Genomic DNA, 18,636 nt, shown 5'->3' with positions numbered 1-18,636 from the left:
CAGTATGCCGTCATTATCTCCGATAAACAGCCATGCCTATCGGAGATAATGGGTAATTAAAGCTTATCGATAAGCTTTTTAAGATCTTTGCTAGCACGGTTTTGTTGATTACGCTCAGCCCAGTCATTGAGTGCTTTTTTAGCTCGTTGCTGCAATTCATTACGCAACAACTGTTCGACATTCAATTGATAGCTAAGCTGAGTCCACGGACCATAAATGCGCAGAGGGATATCAGTACCTTGCAACATTTTTACCAGGCTATCTTGCCCGCTCCAGCCTTGCATAACCCGTACCGCCAGATTCATATCACATTGCTGTTCGGGTAAATTAAGTGACCCGTTACCTTTAATGGAAATCAACGCCGAATCGGCACTAAGATTACTGACTTTCATTGATCCTCGGTGCAAAGCCAGGCTCGCTTGTAGCTGTGTAACCTCAGTATAACGCTCATAACGATCCTGACCTTTCACATCACTGGAACTGCGAGTCACCGCCTGTTGAATAAGCTGTTGAATATTCAGCCCTTCCAGCCGCGCATTAGTCATGCCGAACTGCGCATCCCCCTGCCAACGGTGGTTGAATGCCTCAACATTAAGACCATCACCAGACAACTGCGCTTTCATGGAAAATTTGCCCGTCATCATCGGCGGCAAACCGGCGGCCAATAGAACCGGCCCCAATTCCATATGGTTTATCACTGGGTTAACGGTAGCCAGAACCCTCTTGCCCGTCACATCCAGTGAGCCTGGCAACGAAAAATCGCCCTCAACCGCACTACCGGTTAAGCGGCTAATCTCTACATTCCCGCGCTGATTAGAGGCTTGAAGATTGAGTTGACTGATTTTAATCGCCCGATAGACCAGGTTATTCGCCGTTAGCGATATTTGGGCGGTAAAGTCGCGTAATGCTTGCAAGTCCTGCCCGACATCATCCTCAGCCTGAATCGCAATCACCGGCGCTGTCACGGCAAGCTGTTTGGCCGTTTCTTTGCTGACAACCGTACTTTTAGACTCCCAACCAAAAATAGAGTCCAGATTAAGATTGTCGGCAGCCAAATTGATAACATAATCAGGTACCTTCCCCAAGGTGGCCTTGGCGGTCCCCGTCAACTGGTTGTTATTAGCTGAGAAGCTCAGTTGGTTCAGCAATAATTGTTGAATATCGTGTTGATAACTGGCTTGTAGTGTCCCTTCGCCGCTCACGCCGCCAACAGGAATATCCGCACCTTCCAATTTATAACTGAATTGGCTGATATTGGCGCTGTACTGCTGTGGATAATGGCGCATGTCTGCATCCGCGACCATTGAGAAAGTCACATCACGTTGGTTACGGTTAACACGGCTGGAGAGAGAGATATGTACTTGGCGTTGGGCATCTTGTTGAAGTTCAAGATTGATATCACGTACATTGACTTGATCATTGTCTGCCCGCTGCCAAATCAACAGGCTATCAGCGATTTGTACTTTATTAATGTCGAGCTTCCAGGCACGGTGCTCATTAACAGGCACATTACCGGATGGTGCAACAGGAGCGTCAGGCTGTTGTTGGGCTTCACTGTCGGGCGTCAAGCGGATAACCGCCCCTTTCAACATCACCTGTTTTACTTCAAGTTGATGTGATAATAGAGGCCAAAGTTTGACATCCAGGCGCATATTTTCAGCACTGACAACCGGTGCCGCCGCACCGGGGGCAGTCAGCGCGGTCCGGCCAGCAATAATGCTAAGCTGGGGCCAGACATGCCAGCGCAAATCCCCTTCCAGTTGCAACTGATAACCACTTTTTCTCTCTACCTGTTTGACCATGTAGGCGCGAAAGTCATTAGGATTAACCAGCAATACTAATGCGCTCATCCCTGCAACTAACACAACCAGCAGGATAATTAACGTCGTCAGTAATCGTCTCATGACATCCTCTTGTCTAATCAGGCTAAAAAGTCCAAACAGGCTAAACTTTCCGCAAGAAATGGCTAATCTTTATCGATACGACTGGCTACAGCGCCTTGTTGACCGCGATATTTTGCGTCCTGACGGCTATTATAAGGGCGCGCTGCCGGGCCGGAGAGTGGTTCAAAACTCAGCGCGCCAATTAACATCCCTGGGCGTAGCGCTAATGGCAGCTTACCTGAATTATAGAACTCCAGCACAATCCTGCCTTGCCAACCCGGATCTATACGGTGTGCGGTAACATGCACCATTAATCCAAGGCGAGCTAATGAGGAACGACCATCAAGCCAGCCGACCAAGTCATCAGGGATTGTCACCGACTCCAGTGTCACTGCCAGCGCCAACTCCCCTGGATGCAGGAAGAATGCCTCCCCTTCCGGCAGATTGATTTCATCGCTCATGACGCGTTCCAGCGCTTCGCTGACTTCATCCTTCGGGCCGCTTAAGTCAATAAATGCCGCCGTGTGACCATTGAATACACGGAATTGGTTGCCTAAGCGAACATCGACTGTGGCACCATTGATACGTTCTACCGGTGGGCGAGGATCAATACCTAATTTACCGCTGTCCAGCCAGGCTTCTATGTCACGATCGCACAGTCTCATTGCTAAAATCTCCATCAAAATTCGCATGTTACAGCTTATCTACTACGCAAGCTGCCATATTAAGAAGCAAAGGTCCAGACGAACATTACTCAAAGAACTGACTGATTTTCGCTTTTAGAATATCGATCGCAATTCGGTTCTTACCACCGCGAGGAACGATAATGTCAGCATATTGTTTGGACGGTTCTATAAATTGCAGAAACATTGGACGCACAGTCTTCTGATATTGCGCCATCACAGAATCCATCGAACGACCACGCTCATTAACATCACGCTTCATACGGCGCATCAGGCAGATATCCAGCGGGGTATCAACAAAGATCGAGAAATTCATCTCCTGACGCAGACGGATATCGGTCAACAACAAGATCCCTTCCAAAATAATCACTTTTTTGGGTTCTAAATGGACGGTCTCTTTTTTGCGGGTGTGCTCAGTGTAACTGTAAAGCGGCAGCTCAATCGACCGGCCTGCTTTCAACGATTGCAAATGCTCCAGCAATAAGTTGTGATCCATGGCACTGGGATGGTCATAGTTGGTTTTGACCCGCTCTTCCATTGACAGATGACTCTGGTCTTTGTAATAGCCATCCTCAGGGATAACGCCGATATGTTGGTCACCTACCTGCTCGCGTAATTCGCGATACAGCGTGCTGGCGATAAGACTTTTTCCGGAGGCTGAGGCACCCGCTATCCCGATAATGACGCACTGGTGTGCTTTGTCAGTCATAAAATTAAAGACCTGATTACGAAGTGTGAGGGGAGACAAAGCACGCTAGGTGCTTCGAGCGCGGCAATTATAAGGAGTTAGCGGGTTTGATGCCAGCACTATACCCTGCGTCTTTGACGCCGCAGGGGTGTTAGCGGCTCTCACGCACCCGAATCACTGACTTATGTCAGCTCATCGGGATTTATTCGTTTGCTGCCTACCTGCAACGCCAATGACTTTGGGCATAATTTTGCGTCTTTGACGCCGCAGGGGGGTTAGCGGCTGTTACACCGCGCGGAATGAGATTTCCGTTGGGATAGCTTCCCCTTGCCAGTACATCTCTGCCGCCACATTTGATGCCAGTTGGCGATAGATATCAGCAAATTCACTGTCAGGGTGGCTAATAACCGTTGGTTCGCCGCGATCAAGATCTTCGCGCAAAGAAATATGCAATGGAATTTGGCCCAACAGTTTGCAATGGTACTTCTGCGCCAGTTTCTCCGCCCCGCCGGTGCCGAAAATAGGCTCCAAATGGCCGCAATTGCTGCAAATATGCATGCTCATATTTTCAATAATACCCAACACTGGCACATGCACTTTCTCAAACATCACAATGCCTTTCATGGCATCGATTAAGGCAATGTCTTGTGGCGTTGTCACCACCAATGCTCCCGTCACCGGAATATTTTGCGACAGCGTCAACTGGATATCACCGGTACCCGGTGGCATATCAATCACCAAATAATCCAAATCCGGCCATAAGGTGTCTTGCAGCATCTGCATCAATGCCTTACTGGCCATTGGGCCGCGCCACACCATAGCGTTCTCATCAGTGACCAGATAACCAATCGAGTTAGTCGCCAGACCGTGAGCCATGATCGGTGCCATATGCTTGCCGTCAGGGGACGTTGGCCGCTGATTCATGGTTCCAAGCATATTGGGAATGGAAGGGCCATAAATATCGGCATCCAGAATGCCGACTTTGGCCCCCTCTTCCGCCAATGCCAGTGCCAGATTAACGGCGGTACTGGATTTCCCCACACCACCTTTACCCGAGCTGACAGCCACAATATTACGCACGCCTTTGATACCCGGCTGATCATTGGCACGTTTGAGCGTGGTGATATTATGTGACAGTTTCCAATCAATAGCTTTAGCACCAGTCACTGCCAGCAATTCCCCGCTGACCGACTCTTTCAATGCATCAAAACCATATTGCCAGGCAAACGGCATCACCAGCTCGATATGCAACACATTGTCCAATAAGGCGCAATGGTGAATAGCACGCAGGGTATGGAGATCCTTTTGCAAGGTTGGGTGAGTAAAGGCCGTAAGAACCTTTGAAATTTGTGATTGCAGCAGGTCAGGGGTGGTCTGCTCGGGGGATTTTGGGCTCATCCCGGCTCCTTGAATTTATCGTTATTAACCAATGATAGTGTACCAGAACTCAGTTGCCCCTGTGTCACCAAAGTAAACCGATTATGACTTAAGGCAAAGTGCAGGTTGCCTTACCCTAGCGGCAAGCCAGCATATCGGTTAACATCAAAGACCCTTTAATCGACATAAAGAAAGCAATTTCCCACTATGGCTCAAGTCGCGAAAAAAATATTGGTGACGTCCGCGCTACCATACGCTAACGGTTCTATACATCTCGGCCACATGCTCGAGCACATCCAGGCAGATATCTGGGTCCGTTTCCAGCGAATGCGCGGCAACCAGGTTCATTTTATCTGTGCAGATGATGCCCACGGCACCCCGATCATGCTGAAAGCTCAGCAACTGGGTATCGAACCAGAGCAGATGATTGCCGAAATGAGCCAGGAACACCAACAGGATTTCGCCGGTTTCGCTATCAGTTATGATAACTATCACTCCACTCACAGTGATGAAAACCGTGAACTGTCGAGCCTGATATACAGCCGTCTGAAAGCAAACGGTTATATCAAGAATCGCACCATTTCTCAGCTCTATGACCCTGAGAAAGGCATGTTCCTGCCCGATCGTTTTGTCAAAGGCACCTGTCCGAAGTGTAAAGCGCCAGATCAATATGGCGATAACTGTGAAGTGTGTGGCGCAACCTACAGCCCGACTGAACTTATCGATCCAAAGTCGGCAGTTTCTGGTGCGACTCCGGTGATGCGCGAATCTGAACATTTCTTCTTCGACCTGCCGGCCTTCAGCGATATGTTGCAAGCCTGGACGCGTTCTGGCGCGCTGCAAGAGCAAGTTGCGAACAAAATGCAGGAATGGTTTGAGTCTGGCCTACAACAGTGGGATATCACCCGTGATGCGCCCTACTTCGGTTTTGAAGTACCGGATGCGCCAGGTAAATATTTCTATGTCTGGCTGGATGCCCCAATCGGCTATATGGGGTCGTTTAAGAATCTGTGCGACAAGCGCGGCGACCTGGACTTTGATGAGTTCTGGCGTGAGGGTTCTGAAACCGATCTTTATCACTTTATTGGTAAAGACATTGTTTACTTCCATAGCCTGTTTTGGCCTGCCATGTTGGAAGGCAGCAATTTCCGCAAACCGACCAATATCTTTGTTCATGGTTATGTCACGGTAAACGGCGCGAAAATGTCGAAATCACGCGGCACATTCATTAAAGCCAGCACCTACCTGCAACACTTTGATGCCGATTGCTTGCGTTATTACTACGCCGCGAAACTCTCTTCGCGCATTGATGATATTGATTTAAATCTGGAAGATTTTGTCCAGCGTGTTAATACCGATATCGTCAATAAAGTTGTGAATCTGGCTTCGCGTAATGCAGGTTTTATCAATAAACGCTTTGGCGGTAAATTAGCCGACCAGTTGGCAGATCCAGTGCTGTATAAAACCTTCACTGATGCGGCTATCAGCATTGCAGATGCCTATAATAGCCGCGAATCAGGCAAAGCTATCCGTGAAATTATGGCACTGGCTGATATTGCCAATCGTTATGTTGATGAACAAGCCCCGTGGGTGATAGCGAAAGAGGAAGGTCGCGATGCCGACCTACAAGCGGTTTGCTCCTTGGGTATCAATCTGTTCCGCGTACTGATGACTTACCTGAAACCGGTATTGCCATCGCTGACTGAACGTACTGAGGCTTTCCTCAATACCGAACTAACGTGGGATAGCATTCAACAACCGCTGTTAGGCCATCAGATCAATACCTTTAAAGCCCTGTTCAATCGTATCGAGTTAGATAAAGTTAACGAAATGGTTACTTCGTCTAAAGCGGATATGGCACCAACAGTGGTAGCCACCGGGCCATTAGCTGACTCTCCGATTCAGGAAACCATCAGTTTTGATGATTTTGCTAAAGTGGATATGCGTATTGCGCTGATTCAGCAGGCAGAATTTGTTGAAGGCTCTGATAAGTTATTGAAACTGACTTTGGATATCGGCGGCCAAACTCGCCAGGTCTTCTCTGGCATCCGTTCTGCATATCCTGACCCGAAAGTATTGGAAGGCCGATTGACCATGATGGTGGCTAACCTGGCACCTCGCAAAATGCGCTTCGGTCTTTCAGAAGGTATGGTGATGGCGGCAGGCCCTGGCGGTAAAGATATCTTCCTGCTTAGCCCAGACAGTGGTGCCCAACCCGGCATGCAAGTGAAATGATTTGATGTATGACAGTGTTCTCTGACGAAAGTGGTTGTCAGGGAATAACTAAATTGTCAGGAAATAGCAAAAATGCCGGTCAGGGGAAACCTAACCGGCATTTTTTATCGCACAATGTTGGTAATGGTGGACAACCGCTCCCGTTGCCATGCCTCCAACCAAAACAGCATATTAATAAATAAGCTTAATGAGAAAATAAGAAACAGAATACTGTCCAGCAAAGAAACCTTAATTAGCGCATTAATAATAATATTCTTATGATGTTTCATCTCGACAAAACCTGATGCGAAAAACCAAAATACGCCGATGGCGCCTAATAAATTTAACATCACAACCGGCCAATGCCACCTTGCCAGTAAAAAGAAAATCCACGACAGTAACATCAGGGAAATAATGGCATCATCCAGTTCAAATAATAGAAAGAAACTTATATATAATGCACTAAAGCAAGCAATAGCGAGACCAAACGGATACTCTTCCGTTATAACAGCAGCAAATTGTTTTTTTCGCTCACAATCTGGCAGCTTCACATCATAAATATTTATAAATATCAGATACAGTAAAAATAAATCTGATAAGAATGAGGTAACTGTATTGTGTATAACCATTTCAATAATGGGGAAAAGATGAAAAACCAACCAATAAGGCGTCAGATTTTGGTAGGTTAACCGATTGAAGCAAGGCAGCAATAAGACTAATGAGTAGACTGCGGGGAAAACCTGAATCGATAAAGACAAGACTTCATCTGCTAAATCAGGAAATAGTATTATTATTAAAAAAATGAGTACCGTCAATGCTAATAAATAGCGAATAAATAGAAATAAAAACTCACTGCGTGACAGATAAAAATAGATATTCTTATAGGTAAAACAGCACAAACTCAATTGTGTTCTATCAGCACTCTCCTGCCTGAATTTATATAGACTGCTAACTTTTTCCATAGTGACTTTAATCCTTTAAATATCATTAACTTTAAAATTGCAAAACCTATCTATATTATGGAATTGAACCTCTATTATTGATTACTACACATTTTCATTAGGGTATCAGTACTGAGCAAACAACGAAATAAAAAATTAATCCTAATAAAAATAAGGGAATACTCAACGCAAGAATAAACCATTGTAATAGAAAGGTTATTAAGCCTATTTCCTCGCAGCATAATAATCCATTAGCCCTATTTTGCTGCTTATTTAAGCCATCCAAACTAAAAGATATAACCCAATCCAAAAATTCATAACAAAGTTAATTCCTAATCAAAATAGTTATGGTTATGATGCTGTACAGCGGCGAATAGACGTCTAGACACAAAGATAGCCATAACAACGACAACACCACTCACTTTGCATAACTTATCGACACCATGACGGAGTTTTGGATGAAAAAAATTGCTTCCCCTTTACTGGCCCTGAGCCTACTGACAGCACTGCCGGTATTCGCAGCGGACACCGCCACGGTAGCCCCGATCCCAGATGCTATCGCCAAACATCCAGGGCAGATTAAAATTGCCGTGATCCGTAACCTGGGATCTGATGACAACACCACTCAATTTTTGTCCGGTGTATTAAAAGAAGGTAAAAAGCTCGGTTTCAAAGTCGATACCTTCTTGAGCAACGGTGACGACGCCCGTTTTCAAGACTTTGTGAATCAGGCCATCAGCCAAAAATATGACGGCATCATTCTCTCTCAGGGGCGTGACCCGTACTCAACCGAACTGGTTAAACGGATTGCAGCCAGCGGCATTGCGGTATCGGTGTTCGATACCGCTATTCAGGGCGAGATTCCCGGCCTGACCGTCACTCAGCAGGATGATGCATCCCTGACCAATGAATCCTTTGGCCAATTGGTCAAAGACTTCAACGGTACAGCCAATATCATCAAGCTTTGGGTTGCCGGTTTCCCACCGATGGAACGTCGCCAGGCCGCTTATCAGGCACTGCTAAAACAGAATCCGGGTATTCATGAACTGGAGTCTATCGGAGCCGTGTCTTCTGATGTGCAGGGTGATACCGCCAATAAAGTCGGTGCCGTATTGGCAAAATATCCGAAAGGCAAAATCGACGCAATCTGGGGAACTTGGGATGCCTTTACTCAAGGCGCTTATAAAGCCTTACAGGAAAATGGCCGTACCGAGATCAAACTCTACAGCATTGATATATCGAATCAGGATTTACAACTGATGCGTGAAGCCAATAGCCCATGGAAAGTCAGTGTTGCCGTCGATCCTAAACTGATTGGAGCCGTTAACTTACGTTTGGTCGCCAAGAAGATTGCTGGGGAAGAGACGCCTGCCAGTTATGAGTTCCGTGCTGCATCCATTCCACAAGCCTTGCTGGCCAGTCAACCCGGCGCGGTTAACGTGGCAGGCTTGAGTAAAATCATTCCGGGCTGGGGCCAATCCGATGATTTCAACTCACCCTGGTTCGCCACCCTTGCCGCCAAAAACGGCCAGTAAATCTAACCGACTGGGAGTGAAATAGATGGCAACGCAAGCTTCCTTGCCACAACCCGAATACAGCCGCAATATGCGGCTGATTGGCCATAGCAATCAGGGCGGAAAACCCGACGGTGTACAGGTAATGGTGCACCGTGGCTATGCCTATGTCGGCCATATGGTATCGCAAGGGGTATCAATTATTGATGTGCGGGATGCGAAAAATCCGCGCCCGGCAGGTTTTATCGCCGCTCCCCCCAATACTTGGAACGTACACTTACAAGTCCATGATGACCTGCTGCTGGTGATTAACGCACGCGACCTGTTTGCCGACGCCAGTTTTGCGCAAGAGAAAGTCTATTACACCCGCTCCGTGGCACAAACCGTCAGTACCCGGCAGGAAGGTCGCAGTTGGAGTGCCGGTTTACGTATTTTTGATATTTCGATACCGGATAGACCGCGTGAAATTAGCTTCCTGCCGCTTGATGGTATTGGTATTCATCGCATCTGGTATGTTGGCGGCCGCTGGGCTTATGTTTCTGCATTGCTGGATGGCTACAGTGATTATATTTTCCTGGCCATTGATCTGGCTGACCCGCAAAAACCACAGGTGGCGGGGCGTTATGCTTTACCCGGCATGCATACTGCGGCGGGTGAGCAACCAAGCTGGCCAGAAGGCAAACGTTACGCATTGCATCATGCCATTATCAGCGGTGATACAGCCTATGGCAGTTGGCGCGATGGTGGACTGACCCTGCTGGATGTCTCTGACCGGCATGAGCCGAAACTGATCAGCCATCGCAACTGGAGCCCCCCCTTTGGTGGCGGTACCCATACTGCACTTCCATTGCCAGACCGCGACCTATTAGTGGTGCTGGATGAGGCGGTGCTGGATAATCAGGAAGATGGTGAAAAGCATATTTGGCTGTTCGATATTCGTGAGCCAAGCAATCCGGTGAGTATCTCAACTTTTCCGGTACCTGATGAGCGGGATTACGTCACAAAAGGGGCGCATTTCGGCCCGCACAACCTGCATGAGAACCGCCCAGGCAGCTTTATCAGTTCGTCACTGATTTTTGCTACCTATCAAAATGCCGGAGTGCGCGCTTACGACATCAGTAACCCATACCAACCGAAGGAAACCGGTGCATTAGTGCCTGCAGCCCCGGAAAAAATGGTGGATAAACGCCCTGGTCGGCCACAAGTTATTCAGTCATGTGATGTGTTTGTTGATGCACAAGGGATTATCTACAGCACCGATTATAACGCTGGGCTGTCAATCATCGAATATTTAGGTTAATTATCCTCTTCGTCCTTGACGTTACTGCTATGTTAGCGGTAACGCCCATGACCTTGGCGATATCAATTACTGGCAGATCGATTCAGGCCGATCTGCTGCTTACAAAAATTTTTCCTCCCTCCCCCCTCTCTTTATCGCCGCAATAGTCTAATGTAGTTGGTTGAGCCACTGTCGTAGCGCTGTGCGAGTCATTCTTTTTATTAGAAATAATCCGCATAGATATATCTTATTATCCAAATAATTAAAAAAGAAAATGCCATGAAAGGATTTCCATCACGTGTCACCAATTTATTGATTGCTTCGCTGGTCCTGACTATTGGGCGAGCTATCACCCTGCCCTTTATAACTATCTATTTGGCTGAGCATTTTCAGTTGGCTCCCGATAAAGTCGGGCTGGTGTTAGGGGCAAGTTTGACGTTAGGTATTTTCACTAGCCTATATGGTGGCTATCTGGTGGACAAATTCAATAAAAAGCTATTGATTTTGCTCGCAATAAGTCTGTTTTCTGCCACATTTTTTACTTTGCCATGGATTGAGCATCCGGCCTGGATCATTCTGATTTTGGCGCTGCTGCATTCGGCCTACTCGGTTTACAGTATCGCGCTCAAAGCCTGTTTTGCTGATTGGCTGCCAGTAAATGAACGTATTAAAGCCTTTTCAGCTAACTACACACTGGTCAATGTCGGCTGGGCGGTGGGGCCGGCGATGGGGGTTTTGGTGGTTGGTTTTGGCTCACAATTGCCTTTTATCATTTCGGGTGTATTGGCGTTGCTGGTCGCGGTGGCGTTGAAATTCAGAATAAGCAGTACCGATATGTTAGCAACAGAACATTCAGCCAGCGAATCAGTACCGGATTTCCGCCAAACATTTACTATCTTACGTTGTGATAAACGGCTGATTTACTTCACCCTGGGCAGTATGCTCAGTGCCATTGTCTTTGGCCAATTCTCGGGTTATTTATCTCAATATCTGATTACGGTGTCAGATGCTAAATTTGCCTATCAGGTGATCGGTGCAGTAATGACCGTTAATGCAACTATTGTGATTACCCTGCAATACTTATTAAGTCGCCGTATGAATCAGCAGAACTTAATGCGCTGGCTGATGTTTGGCACCCTGTTCTTTATCATTGGCCTACTCGGATTTATGGCGGCTCAAGATTCAATTCCACTATGGATGCTGGCAATGGCGATTTTCTCATTGGGCGAAATTATTGTTATCCCAGTCGAATACTTGTTTATCGATTTTATTGCTCCAGCGAATCTCAAAGGCAGTTACTATGGGGTACAAAATCTCGGTCAGTTAGGCGGAGCGATTAATCCGGTACTTTGTGGCTTCTTGCTAGCCTGGGCCGCACCGCAGATGATGTTCTATATGCTGATTATCGCGGCTATTTTGGGGCTGGCATTTTTGTATCGTGGCTATCGATTGGCTAAGACGCAGTCGGCTCAACCCCATCAGGTATCAGAACATACCCAATAGGCGCCCAGATGCAGCAAGGCGGGCTGCGAATAAGTTATGTGTAGTAGCAAATCAACACGCTCACAGTTTGATACATGATGAGTCTATTATTCATAGTGTGACAGCTAGCACATAATCAAACTTAATTGTATGATGAATGCACTCCGTAACTCAGGACCTTTTCTATGCGCAATGTGACTTCACTTTGCTGGCAGTACCTGCGGGCTTTCGCCATTATTTATCTGTGCTTATGGGCGGGTAAAGCACTGGCTTTGCTGCTGCCTATCACCATCCCTGGCAGTATCATTGGGATGCTGATTCTATTTGCTCTGCTGGCATCCCAGATATTGCCTTCAATCTGGGTGAAACCCGGTTGCCACCTACTGATCCGTTATATGGCGCTGTTGTTTGTGCCGATTGGTGTCGGTGTGATGCAGTACTACGACCAACTGACTAAACAGTTTGGTCCCATCGTAGTTTCCTGCTTTGTCAGCACCCTAATTGTCATGTTGGTGGTGGCTTACAGTTCTCATTATGTTCACCGCGAACGCAAAGTCATTGGTTCTCCTACCCATACCGAGGACGACAAATGATCAGCAATTTATGGTGGTCACTGCCACTCACCTTAATCGTATTCTTTGGTGCGCGTCGCTTAGCCCGCTGGCTGAAAATGCCACTGCTTAACCCATTATTGATATCGATGGTTGTTATCATTCCATTGCTGCTGGTCACGCATATGCCCTATGCCAACTATTTTGCTGGCAGCAAAGTATTGAATGATTTACTGCAACCCGCCGTGGTGGCGCTAGCTTTCCCGCTATATGAACAATTGCATCAAATTCGCGCCCGCTGGAAATCCATTATCAGTATCTGTTTTATTGGCAGTATTACCGCCATGGTTAGTGGTACGGCGGTTGCCCTGTGGATGGGAGCAACCCCGGAGATTGCGGCTTCGGTATTGCCTAAATCTGTCACCACACCTATTGCCATGGCCGTCGCTGAGTCTATCCATGGCTTACCCGCCATCAGCGCAGTATGCGTCATTTTTGTCGGTATTTTGGGTGCGGTATTTGGCCATAGCTTGCTAAATTTATTAAAGATAACCACTAAGGCCTCGCGAGGTTTAGCCATGGGTACCGCCTCCCATGCACTGGGCACCGCCCGTTGTGCTGAAATGGACTTTCAGGAAGGTGCATTTAGCTCACTGGCACTGGTAATCTGCGGGATTATCACTTCACTGTTGGCTCCTTTCCTATTCCCGGTGTTACTCCATTTGTTCGGCTAATGGCGTGAGACCCTGACGCGCAAACGTATATCAGGGTCTACAGTAACAAGGTGAAATAGCGCCTGTTTTCAGGTTTAAATTTGAGATACATCTCTCATTTGAGATTTTACTTGCATCGATTTCATTGGTAATGAGATCTTAATCACATCAAGAAGCCCCTAAGCTGCCTAAAATAGTTTCCCGTTACTCTTGGAGAGACTCCCTATGCAAGCACGTTTTCATGCCCCTTGGGCTAAGCTACCCGCTTCACTGCAATCAGCACTTGAACCTATTCTGAGCGCAAACGATTTCCCTGCCATGTTGACAGCGAAGCAAGTGGAAACGGTAAAAAGCATCAGTGGGTTGGATGACAATGCGCTGGCATTCGCGTTGTTGCCGCTGGCTGCCGCGTGTGCGCTGGCGCCAATCTCTCATTTTATGGTTGGTGCTATCGCTCAGGGGAGCAGCGGCAACCTCTATTTTGGCGCCAATATGGAGTTTAGCGGTGTACCGCTACAACAAACCATTCATGCCGAGCAGTGTGCGGTTACTCATGCCTGGTTACGCGGCGAAGCCAGCCTGGTCGCAATTACTGTTAATTACACTCCCTGTGGTCATTGCCGCCAGTTTATGAATGAGCTGAATAGCGGAACCGACCTGCATATCCATTTGCCGGGCCGCCCTGCCGCAACCCTGGGTCACTATTTGCCTGACTCTTTCGGCCCGAAAGATTTGGATATCACCACGCTGCTGATGGATCCGGTGTTTCATGGCTACACCGTAGCTGAAACCGATGCACTGACTCAGGCAGCCCTCGAAGGTGCGAACCACAGTCATGCTCCTTATAGCAATGCTCATAGCGGTGTTGCATTGGAAGCGGCTGATGGTGCTATCTATGTGGGCCGTTATGCAGAAAATGCCGCCTTCAACCCCAGCCTACCACCGCTGCAAGCTGCATTGATCCTGACCAACATTACCGGTGGGGATTGCGCGGCCATTCGCCGTGCGGTGCTGATTGAGGGCAGTAATCCGACACTGACTCAGTGGGATGCCACACTGGCAACACTGGCAGCCTTAGGTTGCGATGATGTAAAACACGTGACATTTTTGCCTAAATAACACCCAACTAATTGGGGGTTACATGGCTAACCCCCAGTTATCACGCTAATCCTACCGATTCCCCTAAATAGCAGTGAAACTCATTCCCGCGTGTACGACCTGATAAGTCATCTGGTATTCCAAGCCATAAGCTGGCCTGAGCGATGCCGATCATAGCACCGAGACCTCGCAACGAATGACGCCTGGTTCCAATAAACTGCTCAGCTAAATCTGCAAGTTAACTCGCACTTTTACCGATTACAGACATATTTAACTAACAAAAGCTGTACATATTCTTCTTATCTTTTAGGATCAGGGCAACAATTGCTATCAATACCCATAGTCATATAAGAGTAAAACTCATGGAACTTGAATACGAAAGTAAGCGCACCCTCTATATCCCCTACGCTGGTCCGATCCTGTTAGAATTCCCTCTCCTTAACAAAGGCAGCGCCTTTACTAATGATGAGCGCAACCACTTTAACTTACACGGATTGTTGCCTGAAGCGGTTGAAACTATTGAAGAACAAGCTGAGCGCGCTTACCGCCAGTATCAAGATTTTAAAAATGACGACGACAAGCATATCTATCTGCGCAACATTCAAGACACCAATGAGACTCTGTTTTACCGCCTGCTGGACGCCCATCTCAGCGAGATGATGCCAATTATCTACACGCCTACCGTTGGCGAGGCTTGTGAACACTTCTCTGATATCTATCGTCGTGCGCGTGGGTTATTTATCTCTTACCCAAACCGTGAACACATTGACGATATGTTACAAAACGCCACTAAACAGAACGTGAAAGTTATCGTGGTAACCGACGGTGAGCGAATTCTCGGCCTTGGCGATCAGGGTATTGGCGGCATGGGGATCCCCATTGGTAAATTGTCGCTGTATACCGCGTGCGGTGGTATCAGTCCAGCCTATACATTGCCGGTAGTGTTAGATGTCGGGACCAACAACCCGCAACGCCTGAATGACCCGCTGTATATGGGATGGCGTCATCCGCGTATTTCCGGTGATGAATATTATGCTTTTGTTGACGAATTCATTCAGGCGGTCAAACGCCGCTGGCCAAATGTGTTGTTGCAGTTTGAAGATTTTGCGCAGAACAATGCCACCCCGCTGCTGAACCGCTACCGTGACGAGCTATGTTGTTTCAATGATGATATTCAGGGCACCGCGGCGGTCACGCTGGGTAGCCTGATTGCTGCCAGCCATGCCGCAGGCAGCCAGTTACGCGACCAAACCGTCACCTTCCTCGGCGCCGGATCAGCAGGTTGCGGTATTGCTGAACAGATCATTGCACAGATGATTTCAGAAGGTTTGAGTGAAGATCAAGCTCGGGCGAGAGTCTTTATGGTTGACCGTTTTGGTCTGTTGACTGACAAACTACCTAACTTATTGGATTTCCAAAGTAAACTGGTGCAAAAGAGTGATTCGCTACAAAGCTGGAATCTGGCCAGTGACTCAATTTCACTGCTGGATGTGGTGCGCAATGCTAAACCGACCGTGCTGATTGGTGTCTCAGGCCAGCCGGGGTTGTTTACTGAAGAGCTGATCCGCGAGATGCACCAGCACTGTCCACGGCCGATTGTAATGCCATTGTCTAACCCGACATCACGGGTTGAAGCACGGCCAGAGGACATTATTAACTGGACCGATGGTGCCGCACTGGTTGCCACGGGCAGCCCATTCTCACCGGTTAGTTATAAGGAGAAGCTGTATCCGATTGCACAATGCAATAACTCTTATATCTTCCCAGGGATTGGTTTGGGTGTGCTGGCATCGGGCGCCCGGCGGGTGACCGACGGTATGTTGATGGCAGCCAGTCGTGCATTGGCTGACTGTTCACCACTAGCATCGAACGGTGAAGGGGCATTGCTGCCGCGTATCGACGATATTCAGGCTGTGTCAAAGAGCATTGCAATGCAGGTGGGCAAAGCGGCGCAGTTGCAAGGTGTCGCCATTGTTACCTCAGAAGAAGCGCTGGCAAAAGCCATTGAGCATAACTATTGGCAGCCGCAGTACCGCACTTATAAGCGCACATCGTTCTAGTTATTATTCGGCCTGTACTTCGGTATGGGCCGAATAACGAATCCCCCTGTAGCTTCAAGGACGAAGATAATACCCAAAGGCATTGGAGTTACAGCCAGCCGACAAGCCAACAACGCTGTAGCTTCAAGGACGAAGGGTATAAGGCTTGCGCCGCATGCGCAGGTAAAGTAGCCTTGCAAATATGACCAGTAGATTGGATGCATCAAAGGCCTGAGAATGTGGAAACGCCTGATTATTAGCTTGATTACCATCGTAGGGTTGCTGATGGTGACTGCTATTGCGCTCGATCGCTGGATTAGCTGGAAAACAGCCCCCTTTATCTATGATGAGCTACAAGACTTGCCCCACCGGCAGGTCGGTGTGGTCTTGGGTACAGCTAAATATTATCGCACTGGTGGTATTAATCAGTTTTATCAATATCGGATCCAAGGGGCGATAAACGCCTATAACAGTGGCAAAGTCAGTTATTTACTGCTTAGCGGCGATAATGCGCTGCAAAGTTATAATGAGCCGATGACCATGCGCCGCGACCTGATCGCCGCCGGTGTCGCCCCCGCTGATATCGTGCTGGATTACGCGGGCTTCCGTACATTGGACTCCATCGTGCGCACCCGTAAGGTATTCGACACCAACGATTTTATTATCATTACCCAGCGCTTCCACTGCGAACGGGCACTGTTTATCGCCCTCCATATGGGGATTCAGGCGCAGTGTTTTGCCGTCCCGTCCCCCAAAGATATGCTCAATGTGCGAGTGCGTGAGATTTTTGCCCGTCTCGGCGCATTGTCGGATCTCTATATTCTGAAACGCGAACCACGTTTTCTTGGGCCATTAATCCCTATCCCTGCGATACATGTGATCCCCGATGACGCACAAGGTTATCCGGCCGTCTCACCGGAACAATTGGTTGAACTGGAACACCGGCTGGCAGAAGAAAAGCAGAAAAATCCTGCACCAGCACCATGATTTTGAATTAGCTTTTGCTATTGGATTGGGTTTATCAAAGGTCAAGTGAGCTATGAGGCACTAACAACCGAAATCTAATCCGATCCTGTTTTTAATAATACACCCGTCCGGTTAACCCCTTTGCCCCAAGAATGCCCCTACATCACTCTCAACCTCCCCCATCTGCTGTAACAACTGCAAGGTTTCCAGTGCTTCCTCTTCATCCAGCCTGCTCATGGCAAACCCGACATGCACCAACACCCAATGGCCGATTAATGCCAGACTGGCCTGCGAGTCGGCAGCCACCAGCATAATATTCGCCGAACGCCGCACACCGCACACATCCACCCAGGCAGTACCGGGCTGAGTTTCATCCAGTGCGACAATTTGACCGGGGATGCCTATACACATAGCCTAGCCTCTGCGTTATTCAATCGCCCAATTTCAGTTAAAAAAAGTAAACTCATTCCACCTCCAGTCGCTTAAGTATGACGCCATCATCAGATGCGCCGATGCGTAAATGGCTCCCGGCACACAATGGGCAACGTATCACTTTGCTACTCAGCAAATTAACCTGCTGCTGGCAATCAAAGCACCACACCTGTGACGGCTGCTGGCTAAGATGCAGCACACAACCTTCCGCCAGCGTGCCTCGGCATACCAACTCAAAACAGAACTCTAACGCCTGCGGTTCGACGCAGGAAAATGCGCCGGTTTCTAACCACACCCCCGTAATTCGCTGCGCGCCATGTAAGCGAGCCTGCTGTTCCATCATGGCAATAGCATGTTGGCACAAGGTTATTTCATGCATGACCGTGCTGCTCCTGTGGCGTATCCCTGACAATAGCGATGCAAAGAAGATGCCAGCCACGCGCTGATTTTCACTTGTTCGAAAAATCATCTAAACAACTAATAAATAACACTATTATTTAGATGTGGCCGCAACCAGATGATTAAGGTGAGCAATCACTGTCGAAGTGTCATTGATGAGCGGCGGTTTCGTCACTAATGTCGACACTTAACCACCGTAATTACGCCATTTTCACTGCCGTTTAAATCTCCGCTATTTACTCCCCCCGCCCCAATGCACAGCAGGCGTGCCTTCACCGCTCTTTTACAGCAGCAGCAGGCGTGCTGGCACAGAATATGCTTTGCAGCTTAGAAATGATTGCTATCAGCCTGACTGTCACCAGATTTTTGTCCCGGAG

Annotated in this window: 16 protein-coding genes; 9 read left to right on the top strand and 7 right to left on the bottom strand. The window is 48.1% G+C overall.

What is annotated here, in order from left to right; translation table 11 throughout:
- Positions 1–56 precede the first annotated feature (56 nt).
- The 4 genes from asmA to apbC form a co-directional block, all read right to left on the bottom strand.
- Positions 57–1,904, bottom strand: a complete 1,848-nt coding sequence (gene asmA, locus ACWJJO_RS08005) for an outer membrane assembly protein AsmA (RefSeq protein WP_083159352.1) — start codon at positions 1,902–1,904, stop codon at positions 57–59.
- 62 nt (positions 1,905–1,966) lie between these two features.
- A complete protein-coding gene (gene dcd / locus ACWJJO_RS08000; protein ID WP_032906849.1) occupies positions 1,967–2,548 on the bottom strand; it encodes a dCTP deaminase in 582 nt (193 codons plus the stop codon).
- Positions 2,549–2,633: 85 nt separating this feature from the next.
- Positions 2,634–3,275 (bottom strand): uridine kinase, encoded by a 642-nt coding sequence (udk, locus tag ACWJJO_RS07995; RefSeq protein ID WP_083159353.1) that lies wholly within the window; start codon positions 3,273–3,275, stop codon positions 2,634–2,636.
- A gap of 264 nt (positions 3,276–3,539) precedes the next feature.
- The gene (apbC, locus tag ACWJJO_RS07990; protein ID WP_083159354.1) at positions 3,540–4,652 is read right to left on the bottom strand and encodes an iron-sulfur cluster carrier protein ApbC; all 1,113 of its coding nucleotides are present in this window, start codon (positions 4,650–4,652) and stop codon (positions 3,540–3,542) included.
- 186 nt (positions 4,653–4,838) lie between these two features.
- Here apbC and metG point away from each other — a divergent pair, with 186 nt between their 5' ends.
- Entirely contained in the window at positions 4,839–6,866 is a 2,028-nt protein-coding gene (gene metG / locus ACWJJO_RS07985; RefSeq protein WP_083159355.1) for a methionine--tRNA ligase, read from the top strand.
- A gap of 104 nt (positions 6,867–6,970) precedes the next feature.
- On the opposite strand, the gene ACWJJO_RS07980 is transcribed toward metG, so the two are convergent.
- Positions 6,971–7,807 (bottom strand): hypothetical protein, encoded by an 837-nt coding sequence (locus tag ACWJJO_RS07980; RefSeq protein ID WP_083159356.1) that lies wholly within the window; start codon positions 7,805–7,807, stop codon positions 6,971–6,973.
- Positions 7,808–8,244: 437 nt separating this feature from the next.
- Here ACWJJO_RS07980 and ACWJJO_RS07975 point away from each other — a divergent pair, with 437 nt between their 5' ends.
- The 8 genes from ACWJJO_RS07975 to sanA all read left to right on the top strand — a co-directional run bounded on the left by ACWJJO_RS07975 (position 8,245) and on the right by sanA (position 17,449).
- Positions 8,245–9,321 carry a sugar ABC transporter substrate-binding protein gene (locus ACWJJO_RS07975; RefSeq protein WP_481090894.1) on the top strand — a complete coding sequence of 359 codons (1,077 nt, stop codon included), beginning with the start codon at positions 8,245–8,247 and terminating at the stop codon, positions 9,319–9,321.
- A gap of 25 nt (positions 9,322–9,346) precedes the next feature.
- Positions 9,347–10,600 (top strand): LVIVD repeat-containing protein, encoded by a 1,254-nt coding sequence (locus ACWJJO_RS07970; protein WP_083159358.1) that lies wholly within the window; start codon positions 9,347–9,349, stop codon positions 10,598–10,600.
- A 258-nt stretch (positions 10,601–10,858) separates the two neighbouring features.
- Positions 10,859–12,082 carry an MFS transporter gene (locus ACWJJO_RS07965; protein ID WP_481090893.1) on the top strand — a complete coding sequence of 408 codons (1,224 nt, stop codon included), beginning with the start codon at positions 10,859–10,861 and terminating at the stop codon, positions 12,080–12,082.
- Positions 12,083–12,246: 164 nt separating this feature from the next.
- Positions 12,247–12,654 (top strand): CidA/LrgA family protein, encoded by a 408-nt coding sequence (locus ACWJJO_RS07960; RefSeq protein WP_083159360.1) that lies wholly within the window; start codon positions 12,247–12,249, stop codon positions 12,652–12,654.
- Positions 12,651–13,346 (top strand): CidB/LrgB family autolysis modulator, encoded by a 696-nt coding sequence (locus tag ACWJJO_RS07955; protein ID WP_032906846.1) that lies wholly within the window; start codon positions 12,651–12,653, stop codon positions 13,344–13,346. The genes ACWJJO_RS07960 and ACWJJO_RS07955 overlap by 4 nt, the downstream gene beginning before the upstream one ends.
- A gap of 204 nt (positions 13,347–13,550) precedes the next feature.
- Positions 13,551–14,444 carry a cytidine deaminase gene (gene cdd, locus ACWJJO_RS07950; protein ID WP_372558455.1) on the top strand — a complete coding sequence of 298 codons (894 nt, stop codon included), beginning with the start codon at positions 13,551–13,553 and terminating at the stop codon, positions 14,442–14,444.
- 341 nt (positions 14,445–14,785) lie between these two features.
- The gene (locus ACWJJO_RS07945; RefSeq protein ID WP_083159362.1) at positions 14,786–16,483 is read left to right on the top strand and encodes an NAD-dependent malic enzyme; all 1,698 of its coding nucleotides are present in this window, start codon (positions 14,786–14,788) and stop codon (positions 16,481–16,483) included.
- Positions 16,484–16,699: 216 nt separating this feature from the next.
- The gene (gene sanA / locus ACWJJO_RS07940) at positions 16,700–17,449 is read left to right on the top strand and encodes an outer membrane permeability protein SanA (RefSeq protein ID WP_083159363.1); all 750 of its coding nucleotides are present in this window, start codon (positions 16,700–16,702) and stop codon (positions 17,447–17,449) included.
- A gap of 111 nt (positions 17,450–17,560) precedes the next feature.
- Here sanA and ACWJJO_RS07935 read toward each other — a convergent pair whose 3' ends face one another.
- Together ACWJJO_RS07935 and hypA are read right to left on the bottom strand one after the other, a co-directional pair.
- Entirely contained in the window at positions 17,561–17,839 is a 279-nt protein-coding gene (locus ACWJJO_RS07935; protein WP_481090892.1) for a HypC/HybG/HupF family hydrogenase formation chaperone, read from the bottom strand.
- A 52-nt stretch (positions 17,840–17,891) separates the two neighbouring features.
- Entirely contained in the window at positions 17,892–18,239 is a 348-nt protein-coding gene (gene hypA, locus ACWJJO_RS07930) for a hydrogenase maturation nickel metallochaperone HypA (protein WP_083159365.1), read from the bottom strand.
- Positions 18,240–18,636: the final 397 nt, after the last annotated feature.

This window comes from Yersinia antarctica (assembly GCF_056636475.1).
The sequence above is the reverse complement of the archived record's forward strand: the minus strand, read 5'-3'. Positions and strand labels throughout refer to the sequence as shown.